The sequence below is a fragment of the Nonomuraea sp. K271 genome (genome assembly GCF_009908215.1).
Taxonomy (GTDB): domain Bacteria; phylum Actinomycetota; class Actinomycetes; order Streptosporangiales; family Streptosporangiaceae; genus Nonomuraea; species Nonomuraea longispora.
In genome coordinates this window covers 55098-66090 of record NZ_JAAAHR010000032.1, presented here as the reverse complement: position 1 = coordinate 66090, position 10993 = coordinate 55098, and the positions used below count along the sequence as shown (strand labels likewise).

Below are 10993 nucleotides of genomic sequence, written 5' to 3'. Positions count from 1 at the left end.
AGCTATTCGTCTGCAGCGTCAGATTTGTATAAGAGACAGCGGCCGGAGCCTGCGCCTGGCCAAGGACATCCCGCTGGCCGGGTTCAACCGGGTCAACCCCGCCGGGGACGAGCGGCACGTGCTGGTCTCCACCGCGACCGGCTTCCGCGTGCTCGACGCCGTCACCCCCGCGCTGAAGGCCGACGAGTTCAAGGGCAGCAAGCCGGGCCACGTCGTCAGGCACGGCGGCGTCACCGTGTTGTTCGCCGACGGCTCCGGCGAGGTGACCGTCTTCGACCCGGCCGACCTGGCCGAGGGCCTGCCGGAGGGCGAGGTCCACACGGCGGCCGCGCCCCACCACGGCGTGGCGCTGCAGTTGGAGAACGGCGAACTTGTCGTCTCCCTCGGCACCGAGGAGAAGCGGGTGGGGCTGGTCGTCCTCGACAGGAACCGTAAGGAGGTCGCGCGCAGCGAGAACTGCCCCGGCGTGCACGGGGAGGCCACCGCGCGGGACGAGGCCGTCGTGGTCGGCTGCGAGGACGGCGTGCTCGTCTACAAGGACGGCGAATTCACCAAGGTCGGCAGCCCGGACGAGTACGGCCGCATCGGCAACCAGGCGGGCTCCGACGTCTCCCCGGTCGTGCTCGGCGACTACAAGAAGGACCCCGACGCCGAGTTGGAGCGGCCGACGCAGGTCTCGCTCATCGACACCGCCGCCGGCACGATGCGGCTGCTGGACCTCGGGACGAGCTACACCTTCCGTTCCCTGGCCCGCGGGCCCCAGGGCGAGGCCCTCGTGCTCGGCACCGACGGCCGCGTGCACGTGATCGACCCGGCCGAGGCGAAGGTCGTGCGGTCGATCGAGGTCATCGACGAGTGGAAGGAGCCGATCGACTGGCAGCAGCCGCGCCCGGCCATCTTCGTACGCGACCGGAACGTGTACGTCAGCGACCCGGCGACCAGGAAGGTGCACGCGATCGACCTCGAGTCCGGGAAGGTCGTCAGGAGCACCACCCTGCCGCGCAGCCCGAACGAGCTCAGCGGCGCCGGATGAGCGCCCCCTGGCGGCAATGTCCGGCAAATGTCCGGTCCACTGCCTGGTCCGGCCGGCGCGGCCCGCCGAGACTCGAAGACGTGAACGGGGAGCACGTCCCCTCACGAGAGGAGTGACTGGTGAAAATCACACGGATCGCTGCGGGCGTCACGCTCGGCGCGCTTTCCGCCGCACTGTTCGCGACCCCCGCGATGGCCGACCGCGACCTGAGCGTCGGCACGTTCGACCGCGACATGAGCGTCGGCACGTTCGACCGCGACCTGAGCGTCGGCACGTTCGACCGCGACATGAGCGTCGGCACATTGGACCGCGACATGAGCGTCGGCACGTTCGACCGCGACATGAGCGTCGGCACGAACGGCACCCGCGTGACCTGAGCGCGTGACCGCACCCGGCCCGCGTCGCCTCCTCGGGCAGAGGACGGGACGCGGGCCCGGCCTCGTACGTCAGGGGCCCGGCCCGGAGCGGCCGGGGAACCCGCTTCTCGTGATCCGCAGGAGCGCGGCCCCGGCGAAATAGCCGATCAATGCCGCCGTGGGGAAGCCGGCGGGGCCGTGATGACCGGGCCCTGCCAGGGCGACGGCGAGGAGACCGCCCACGACGGCGGCCATCCCGGCGAAGGTCAGAGCAGCGGCGCCGCGTTCCGGGGGCACGTTGGGGCCGCTGCGCCGTTCCACGGGCCCGAACACCGCGACGAGCAGGCCGAGGATGAGCGCGAGCGCGGCCAGCCAGGGGATGCGCAGCAGCACCCACGGAAGCGACCCGGGAGCGGCCTGGGGCAGCAGCCCGGTGGGATAGAGCGCCAGGACGCCGAGGACGGCGGCGGTCATGTGCCACAGGAACAACGTCATGATCACCGAGTTGACCGCGACGACGGCCGTCCACTGCCGCACCCCCTGCAGCCACCGGTTGACCGGCCCGTGCAGGAGCAGCGCGACGCCGGCCTGCGCGGTGGCCAGCGCCAGCAGCGCCAGGGTGGGCGGTGAGGTGTTCTGGATCTGCTGTCCCGCCACGCCGACCATGCTGACCGGATAGGGACCGAACACGGTGAGCCCCACCAGTGCGGCCAGCCCGCCCAGGGCGAGGGGCAGTGCGACGGCCGGGCGGGCCGGCAGGCGCCCGTCCTGCCAGGCGAAGCCGAGTTGGTGCACCGCCAGCCAGGCGAACAGGTAGCTGCCCGCCCCCGCGTAGGGGATCCACGGCACGAACCGCCCCACGTCGCCCGCCGCGACCAGAACGACGAGCACGACCGGTACCGCGAGCCCCCACCGGCGGTGCAGCGCGTGCATCACGGGCGTCAGGACCACCGCCGACAGGTACGCCACCAGGAACCACAGCGGGATCCCCGCCAGCCACACCCCCATGCCGACCAGCGCGGGATCGACGCCCGCGACCCCGGCGGCCAGTCCGGCGGCCGTGAGCACGGCCAGCAGCATCGTGGTGGGCCGCACCAGACGGTCGGTGCGGCGCAGCGTCCAGCCGGTGGCGCCGCCGCCGTCGCGGCGGTGGGCGGCGAGGGAGGCGGCGTTGGCGTAGCCTCCGACCAGGAAGAAGATCGGCATGACCTGGAAGAGCCAGGTCAGCGGGCGGGTCCACGGCACGACGTCGAGGACGTTGACCCCGCGCAGGCCGCCGTCGTAGCTCACCGAGAGCACCAGCCAGTGCCCGGTCACCACAGCCGCGATCGCGACGGCACGCAGGAGGTCGACGTGGCGGTCGCGGTGGGCGGGGGTCTGCTCGGCCTTGCGCCGCAGCTCTCTTGCGGCCCGCTCGATGGCTCCCATGGTGTCCTCAACGCACCGTGTGCTCTTTCATGCTGAAGCATCTACCCAACCCCGGCGGGCGCCTGCGGAACGACGGGGAAATGGGCACGGGTAATAGCGGTGATGTTTCCTCCGCATAAGGTTTGCCCCGCGTGTTCTTGGCGTGACAGAAGGTCATTCTTGCCGTGGGATGGCTTGTTCATGAGCCGCGATCAAGTTTCGCGATGGTTTTCAGGTAATCCCCAGAAAGTGCGGGTAACCTCGCCCACCATGATGTGGCAGCGTACGTTCAACAGCGCGCTGGCCAAGTACGCAGGATTTCGGATCGAACGGGTAGGGAAAGCGGAGAAAGCCAGGAAGGTCGTCGAGCGGCCCGTGAAGGCCGCGCCCGACACTTCCTTCAGACCGCCGTCCGATCCCCGTGATCGCCTGCTCGAGGCCCCGGTGTTCGTGATCTCCCCCGTCCGGTCCGGCTCGACGTTGTTGCGGTCGATGCTCAACGCGCACCCGGACCTGCACGCCCCCCACGAGCTGCACGTACGCCGGCTGAGCGTGGACTTCGGCACGACCCTGGCCGAGAAGGCGATGGAGGCGCTCGGGCACAACCGGGCCGACATCGAGCACCTGCTGTGGGACCGGGTGCTCCACCGCGAGCTGGTACGCAGCGGGAAGCGGTACATCGTCGACAAGACGCCGGCCAACGCCTTCGCCTACGAGCGGATCGCGACGTGCTGGCCGGACGCCCGGTTCGTGTTCCTGCTGCGCCACCCCGCCTCGATCGCGACGTCCTGGTACGAAGCCAGCTCCGGCAAACGCACGCCGGACGAAGCGGCGGCCGACGCGTTGCGGTACATGAAGGCGGTGGAGCGTGCCAGGAAGGCACTGCCCGGCCTGACCGTGCGCTACGAGGAGCTGACCGCCGAACCGGAGAAGGTCAGCCGCCTGATCTGCGAGTTCCTCGGCATCGACTGGACGTCCGAACTGCTCTCCTACGGCACGCCCGACGTGGTGACCAAGGGGCTCGGCGACTGGAAGGACAAGATCCGTTCGGGCACCGTGCAGAAGGGCCGCGACCTGCCCACACCCGACGAGATCCCCGAGGTGTTGCACGCCATGTGCCGGACGTGGGAGTACCTACCGTGAAGATCCGATACATGCTGCTGCACGCGTACGGCATGGGCGGCACCATCAGGACGGTGGTCAACCAGGCCAACGCGATGGTCCAGGCGGGTCACGACGTCGAGATCGTCAGCGTCGTACGCCGGCGGACCAGTCCGCAGTTCGCCATCGACGAGCGGGTGTGGGTGTCGGCCCTGGTGGACCAGCGTGAGGGCATCGCCTCCGACTCGCTGGCCCGCAAGGTGTGGCGGCGTGCCCGGGGCAAGATCGTGCCGTACGGCGAGTTCGCCGCCGAATACTTCACGGAACGGGTGGAGGGCGCGGTCATCGACTACGTCTCCGGCCTGGAGGGCGGCATCCTGGTCACGACGCGGCCGGCGCTCAACCTGATCTCCGCGCGCCGCGGCTCGCGCAAGGTGATCCGGGTCGCGCAGGAGCACATGAACCTGGGCTCCTACCACCAGGCGGTACGCGAACAGATCGCCAAGCACTACGGCCGCTTCGACGCGGTGACGGTGCTGACGGAGACCAGCGTCAACGAATACCGGCCGCTGCTGCCCGGCACGCCGGTCGTGCGCATCCCGAACGCGGTCGACATGGAGGGTCGCGAACACTCCGACCAGGCCAACCCGGTGGTGATCGCCGTCGGCAGGCTGGTGCCCCAGAAGGGCTTCGACATGCTCATCAAGGCCTACGCCGCGATCGCGCCCGAGTTCCCCGAGTGGCGGCTGCGCATCTTCGGCACGGGCCCGTCCAAGGACCGGCTGCAGCAGCGGCTCGACGAGTACGACATGGGCGACCGGATCCGGCTGATGGGCCGCAGCGACCGCATCCCCCAGGAGCTGGCGCGGTCGTCGGTCTACGTGCTGAGCTCGCGGATCGAGGGCCTGCCGATGGCGATGATCGAGGCGATGGGCCACGCCCTGCCGATCGTCGCCTTCGACTGCCCGACCGGCCCCGGTGACGTGCTGACGCATGACGTGGACGGCGTGCTGGTGCCGCCGCGCGACATCGAGGCGCTGTCGGAGGCGCTCAGGCGGGTGATGAGCGACCCGGCGCTGCGCCGGCGACTGGGCGCGGCCGCGGCCGAGACCGCCCACAAGTACACGCCGCAGGTCGTGATGCCGCAGTGGGAGCGCCTGTTCACCCGACTGCGCGACGGCGAGCGGATCCCCACCGGCTGACCGGTGACGTGACGATCGCGCGGCGCCTGCCTTCTCCGGCGGCGCCGCGTTTCTGTGCATGATCTACTTCTGGAGCAGGCGGGACGCTAGGTTGAGATCCCCGCAGGCCCTCCGGAAGGAGACAGCCCTCATGACAGGTGAACCCCCTCCCCCCGGTCACGTGCCCGTGTCCGGCATCGACACGTCCGTGCCGCACGCCGCCCGGATGTGGAACTACTGGCTGGGCGGCAAGGATTTCTACGACGTCGATCGCGTGGCCGGCGACCAGTTCAGCCAGGCATTCCCCGATATTGTGCATATCGCCCGTCTGTCCCGGCACCTGCTGGCCCGCATCGTGCGCCACCTGGTCAGCGAGGCAGGCGTCCGCCAGTTCCTCGACATCGGCACCGGGCTGCCCACGGTGGACAACACCCACGAGGTCGCCCAGCGGGCCGACCCGTCCTGCCGCGTCGTCTACGTCGACAACGACCCCCTGGTGCTGGCGCACGCCCGCGCCCTCCTGGTCGGCACGCCGGAGGGCGCCACCGACTACGTACACGCCGACCTGCGCGACCCTGCCGCGATCATCTCCGCCGCCGCGAGGACACTCGACCTCGACCGGCCCGTCGCGCTGATGCTGATGGGCATCGTCGGCTACATCACCGACGAGGAGGGCGCCCACGACGTCGTGCGGCGGCTGGTCGACGCCCTGCCGCCCGGCAGCTACCTCGCTTTGTGGGACGGCGTCAACCTGGTCACCGGCGACGCCCTTGACCAGGCCCAGGACGACTACAACTCGGGCGGCGGCGTCCCCTACAACCTGCGCACCCCCGAGGAGTTCACCGCGTTCTTCGACGGCATGGAGCTCGTCGAGCCCGGCGTGGTCTCGCTGCCGCTGTGGCGTCCCGACCCCGACCCGCTCGCCCCGCTGGAGAAGGTCGACGCGCTGTGCGGCGTGGCCCGCAAACGGTGAGCTACATCGCGGCCATGATCTGACGCAGGATCTCCGGGGTCTCGGAGGGTGGCGGCGCCTGCACGCTGAGCTCGTTCATCAGGTGCTGGTAGGGCCGGACCTCGGAGTCCTTGGTGAGATACTGCGCGCCGGCGAGGTGTTCGAGGTAGACCACGTCGTCCAGCTCGGCCTGGGCGAAGCGCAAGATGGTGACGGGGCCGACCCCGCCGGCCACGCTGTCCGAGCCGAACGGGACCACCTGCACGGTGACGTGCGGCAGCTCGGCCCGCTCGGCGAGGTGACGGAGCTGGTCGCGCATGACCGTCGCGCCGCCGACGCGGCGGTGCAGCGCCGCCTCGTCCAGGATCGCCCACACCTTGTGCGTCGCGGGCTCGCTGAGGATGCTCTGGCGGCGCATCCGCAGCTCGACGCGGTGTTCGATCAGCTCGGCGGGCTCGTCCTTGTGTCCCTGCGCGACGACCGCGCGGGCGTAGTCCTCGGTCTGCAGCAGGCCGGGGACGAACTGGATCTCGTGCGTACGGATCAGCGCCGCGTCCTGCTCCAGCCCGAGATAGGCCTCGAACCAGTCGGGGATCACGTCGCGGTAGTCCTGCCACCAGCCCGGCGCGTTGGCCTGCTCGGCCAGGACGAGCAGGGCCTGGCGTTCGGTGTCGTCGGCCACGCCGTACAGGGTGAGCAGATCGGCCACGTCGCGCAGTTTGAAGCCGCAGCGTCCGCCCTCCATCCGGCTGATCTTGGAATGGGAGCCGCGAATGGTGTATCCCGCCTTCTCGCGGCTGATCTTTCGCGACTTCCGCAGCCGGCGCAGCTGCGCTCCGACCAATATGCGCAGCGCCGTAGGTCCGGGCTGCAGGGAATCCCTGTCAGGAATATCGGTCGGATCGCTCATCTCGCGAGTAGTCGACATATATGCTCCTAAATTGGCGCTTCACCCAGGCCGCCCGCCGACGATCCTGCCACGCAGGCGGTCTCAATCACCATATTTCGGAGCGAGCGGGCGACACACCGCCATTTCCCGGATACGGGCCATGACGTTTCGCTCTCTTCGCCGATCCCGAACCATACGCGATCATCCGGCGCCGTAGTGATCATTGCCTCGGCGCGTCCCTCCTATGCTCGCCGGGCGCCGCCCGCGACGGGTCCGCGGCTGGTTTGGAGCGGTGCAGCAATTTCCTGTACCGTGACGTCCCGCCATGAATTCAACAACGTTTCAAAATAATTCGAAATATCGCAGTAAAGGCATACGAACACTTGCCGTCGTGGTCGGATCCGCCGTTGTCCTGAGCGGTTGCGGCATGATCGATCTCGGCAAACAGCGAAGGGCGGAGCGGCCGGGCGGCGAACCCTCGGACGAGGCCGCGGAACAGAGCCCGAGCGAGGAGCCGCTCCAGCCGAAGAATGACCGCCTGGCCGGGGACGGACCCCTGTTCGCGCACTTCAAGCGGGTGCGCGCGGCCGACCCGTGCGACCTCGTGCCGCACACCATGCTCAAGAAGTACGGCCCCGAGCAGGCCACCGTACGAGGGTCCGGCCTCACCGAATGCCAGTACCTGACCGGCTCCTCCGATCCCTCGAAGAGCATTTACAGCTTCGCGATCGATCTGCACGCGCACTTCGAGAAGAGGGACGCGGAGGACGCCGAGGAGGAGAAGCTCGGCGGGCGCACGATCTACCGCGAGGAATACTCCACCGACGGCGCGAGCCATCGCAGCTGCCACTACAAGGTGCCTTATGAGGGCGTCGAGGGCAGCGCGCTCGCCCTCGACCTGTTGAAGACCCCGCCGCGCGGCAAGGAGAGCCGGCCGTGGCCGCAGCGCTGCGGCCACGCCAAGCAGTACCTCGGCGCGGTCGTGGACAAGATCATGAAGCTCCCGCCGAGGAAGAGCCGGGCGGTGGGCGTCATGGGCAAGGACCCGTGCGGGCGCAAGGACGACCTGCTGGCCGCGCTCGGCAGGTCGTACAAGCTCGTCGACGTGCGCTACGCCAGCCCGTACGACTGCGAGCTCGAACTGGCGAACAAGGCCAAGAACCAGAAGCTCACGCTCCGCTCCGCCTTCGCCTTCCACGAGCGCCAGACCGGCGGCGACTCGACCGCGGAGGTCAAGAACCGCCGGCTCACCATGAACGGCCTCTACATGCTCAGCACCAGGTCCGACCACCAGGTCACGAAGTCCTGCCAGAACTCCCTGGAACTGCGGCGGGCCACGAACCGCCAGAGGAACGACGCGCACTACGTGACCGTCGGGCTCTCCAGCGGGAAGCTGGAACTGGAGGACGCGGACGCGGGATTCGAGGCGCCGCCCGTGTCATGCACGCTGGTCACCAAGTTCACCCGGATCGTGCTCGGCGGCGTGAGGTCGTCCTCGTGACGGCGCGGGGCCGTCACGCTCGACCGAGATAGGCCTCGATGCCGTCGAGCACCCGTTGCAGGCCGAACTCGAACCCCTCGGCCGGCTTGCCCTCGACGTGGCTCAGCACGGCGTTCAGGTGGGGGAAACGGTCCTGAGCCCGCCTGATCAGCTCGCGGCCGAAGGTGGGCTCCTGCTGGTCGACGGACGGCTGCACAGCCCCGCGTACGTAGCCGTTGACCAGCAGCACGGAGTTCAGCACGTCGTGGGGTGACAGGCCCGGGCCCGACATGGCGGCCATGGCGCTTTCGAGGCGGGCGGTCTCGTTCGGCCCCATGAGGCGAGGGGTCGTCACCAGTGCGAGCGCCCACGGATGGCGCAGGAAGATGTCGCGGGTGTCCCGCGCCCACCGCTCGATCGCGGCCCTCCAGTGCCCCCGATCGGCCGGCTCCTCCGGCGGAGGGCCGATCGCGGTGTCCAGCATCAGGCTGACGAGGTCGTCCTTGGTGGAGACGTGGCGGTAGAGCGACATGGTGCCCGAGCCGAGCCGGGCGGCGAGCCGCTGCATGGACAGCGCGGCCAGCCCCTCCTCGTCGGCGATGGCGATCGCCTCCGCCACGATCCGGTCGAGGTGCAGCACCGGCTTGGGCCCCCGGGGGACACGCTGCCGGTCTCCCCAGAGCCATTCGGCGCCTGTGGGCGGCCCGGACCCCTTGCGTCCGGTCATCGCCCTCTCCTCGCACCGGGGCGCCACCGCGGTGCGCCGCTCCCCTGCTCAACGCGCATGTGCTCACCGTAGCGGTGGCCGCACACCGGCGCATTCGACGGATCCGGCCGGGCATGCGTATAACATACCCAATTATGAGTACGACATACGCCAAACAGGGGAACCGCGACCAGCCCGTGCTGCCCATCAGGTCCATTCGCTGAGCCGGTTTGCCGCAGGCGGCCCGGGGCAGCCGCGGAGCATGAAAGCCATATCCGACAGGGCCCGCGCGAGAGCACGTCGCCGCAGCGCCGGGGCTCGCAAGGGCCGCACGGCCGTGCTCGTGGCAGGGGCGGCGGCGGTGGCCGGGATCGCGCTCGTGCGCGCGGCACGCTCCGCGCCGCCCAACCCGGACGGGTGGTTCGCCGTCACCGTCGAGACGGAACCGTCGCGGCTGACCGGCCCCGACCGGCCCGACGAGCTGGCCCGACTCTCCGAACGCCACGAGGTCCGCATCAAGCCCGCACCCGGCGGGCGGGGCAGCGAGATCGCGGTACGCGAAGCCGACGGGGAGACCCGCGACCGGGTGCGGAAGCTGAAGCAGCTGCTCGAAACCGGCGAGGTGCTCCTGGTCGACCAGCAGCCCGAAGGCCACCGCACCCCGCTCGGCCGCGTGGGCGTACCCGCGTTCCGGCATCTCACCAGGAAGGGCGTGCGATGAGGGCGCTGTGCTGGACGGGCGTGAACGAGCTGTCGGTCGAGAACGTCCCGGACCCCGGGCTGCTCAACCGCCAGGACGCCGTCGTCAAGGTCACCGCGAGCTCCACGTGCGGGTCCGATCTGCACCTTCTGGATGGCTACGTGCCCACGATGATGGCCGGGGACGTGCTCGGGCACGAGTTCGTCGGCGAGGTGGTCGAGACCGGCCCCGACGTGCGCGAACGGCGCGTCGGCGAACGGGTGACGGTGTGCTCCATCATCGGCTGCGGGCGCTGCCACTACTGCAAGGATGGGTTGTGGTCGCTGTGCGACAACTCCAACCCCAACCCCGGCTTACTGGAGACGTCCAACGGGCACGCCGGCGCCGCCATCTTCGGCTACTCCCATGCGCTCGGCGGCTTCGCCGGCAGCCACGCCGAGTACGTTCGGGTTCCGTACGCGGACGTGAACGCCTTCCCCGTGCCGGAGAACGTGCCGGACGCCAGCGCCGTGTTCGCCTCCGACGCCGTGCCCACCGGGTGGATGGGCGCCGACCTCGGCGAGGTGGGGCCCGGTGACGTGGTCGCGGTGTGGGGCTGCGGGGGCGTCGGCCAGATGGCCACCCTCGCGTCCCTGCGCATGGGCGCCGACCGGGTGATCGCCATCGACCGCTTCCCCGAACGGCTGGCGATGGCCGCCGAGATGGGCGCCGACGTCCTCGACTACGGTGACGTCGACGTCCTCGAAGCGCTCAAGGAGCTGACCGGCGGTCGCGGGCCCGACGTGTGCATCGAGGCCGTCGGCATGGAGAGCCACGGCACCGGCGCCCAGTACGCCTACGACCGGGTCAAGCACGCCCTGCGCCTGCAGACCGACCGCGGGCTCTCGCTGCGCCAGGCCATCCACGCCTGCCGCAAGGGCGGCGTCGTCTCCGTCCTCGGCGTCTACCTCGGCGTGGTCGACAAGTTCCCGATGGGCGCGGTCATGAACAAGGGCCTGACGCTGCGCGGCGCCCAGCAGCACGGCCACCGCTACATCCCGATGCTCCTCGACCGGATGAGCAAGGGCGAGATCGACGCCTCTCCCCTGCTCACCCACCCCATGCGGCTGGAGGACGGGCCCATGGGTTACGAGTTGTTCAAGAAGAAGCAGGACGGCTGCGTCAGGGCCGTGTTCCGCCCCTGACGGC

At 69.9% G+C, this 10993-nt stretch carries 11 protein-coding genes; 8 read left to right on the top strand and 3 right to left on the bottom strand.

The window, feature by feature from the left end; genetic code table 11:
• Both aztD and GUY59_RS14345 read left to right on the top strand, forming a co-directional pair.
• On the top strand, window positions 1-1033 hold a 1033-nt coding region (aztD, locus tag GUY59_RS14350), incomplete at its 5' end, for a zinc metallochaperone AztD (protein WP_161714539.1).
• Window positions 1034-1152: 119 nt separating this feature from the next.
• Window positions 1153-1410, top strand: a complete 258-nt coding sequence (locus GUY59_RS14345) for a hypothetical protein (protein WP_138201096.1) — start codon at window positions 1153-1155, stop codon at window positions 1408-1410.
• A 69-nt stretch (window positions 1411-1479) separates the two neighbouring features.
• Here the strand turns inward: GUY59_RS14345 and GUY59_RS14340 are convergent, their stop codons facing one another.
• Complete coding sequence (locus GUY59_RS14340) at window positions 1480-2817, bottom strand: acyltransferase family protein (protein WP_138201097.1); 1338 nt, start codon at window positions 2815-2817, stop codon at window positions 1480-1482.
• A 249-nt stretch (window positions 2818-3066) separates the two neighbouring features.
• On the opposite strand from GUY59_RS14340, the gene GUY59_RS14335 reads away from it, so the two are divergent.
• The 3 genes from GUY59_RS14335 to GUY59_RS14325 all read left to right on the top strand — a co-directional run bounded on the left by GUY59_RS14335 (window position 3067) and on the right by GUY59_RS14325 (window position 6051).
• Complete coding sequence (locus tag GUY59_RS14335) at window positions 3067-3939, top strand: sulfotransferase family protein (protein ID WP_132337962.1); 873 nt, start codon at window positions 3067-3069, stop codon at window positions 3937-3939.
• Window positions 3936-5099: a glycosyltransferase family 4 protein gene (locus tag GUY59_RS14330; RefSeq protein ID WP_138201098.1), complete on the top strand. Its 1164-nt coding sequence runs from the start codon at window positions 3936-3938 to the stop codon at window positions 5097-5099. The genes GUY59_RS14335 and GUY59_RS14330 overlap by 4 nt, the downstream gene beginning before the upstream one ends.
• 130 nt (window positions 5100-5229) lie before the next feature.
• Window positions 5230-6051 carry an SAM-dependent methyltransferase gene (locus GUY59_RS14325; RefSeq protein WP_138201099.1) on the top strand — a complete coding sequence of 274 codons (822 nt, stop codon included), beginning with the start codon at window positions 5230-5232 and terminating at the stop codon, window positions 6049-6051.
• A 1-nt stretch (window position 6052) separates the two neighbouring features.
• Here GUY59_RS14325 and GUY59_RS14320 read toward each other — a convergent pair whose 3' ends face one another.
• A complete protein-coding gene (locus GUY59_RS14320; protein ID WP_330849163.1) occupies window positions 6053-6958 on the bottom strand; it encodes a helix-turn-helix domain-containing protein in 906 nt (301 codons plus the stop codon).
• 388 nt (window positions 6959-7346) lie between these two features.
• Between GUY59_RS14320 and GUY59_RS14315 the strand changes: the two genes are divergently transcribed.
• The gene (locus GUY59_RS14315; RefSeq protein ID WP_161714538.1) at window positions 7347-8420 is read left to right on the top strand and encodes a hypothetical protein; all 1074 of its coding nucleotides are present in this window, start codon (window positions 7347-7349) and stop codon (window positions 8418-8420) included.
• 13 nt (window positions 8421-8433) lie between these two features.
• Here the strand turns inward: GUY59_RS14315 and GUY59_RS14310 are convergent, their stop codons facing one another.
• Window positions 8434-9126, bottom strand: a complete 693-nt coding sequence (locus GUY59_RS14310; RefSeq protein ID WP_138201101.1) for a TetR/AcrR family transcriptional regulator — start codon at window positions 9124-9126, stop codon at window positions 8434-8436.
• A 241-nt stretch (window positions 9127-9367) separates the two neighbouring features.
• Between GUY59_RS14310 and GUY59_RS14305 the strand changes: the two genes are divergently transcribed.
• Both GUY59_RS14305 and GUY59_RS14300 read left to right on the top strand, forming a co-directional pair.
• The gene (locus tag GUY59_RS14305) at window positions 9368-9826 is read left to right on the top strand and encodes a hypothetical protein (protein ID WP_138201102.1); all 459 of its coding nucleotides are present in this window, start codon (window positions 9368-9370) and stop codon (window positions 9824-9826) included.
• Window positions 9823-10989 (top strand): zinc-dependent alcohol dehydrogenase, encoded by a 1167-nt coding sequence (locus GUY59_RS14300; protein ID WP_138201103.1) that lies wholly within the window; start codon window positions 9823-9825, stop codon window positions 10987-10989. Before GUY59_RS14305 ends, GUY59_RS14300 begins: the two co-directional genes overlap by 4 nt.
• The last annotated feature ends 4 nt before the right edge of the window (window positions 10990-10993 follow it).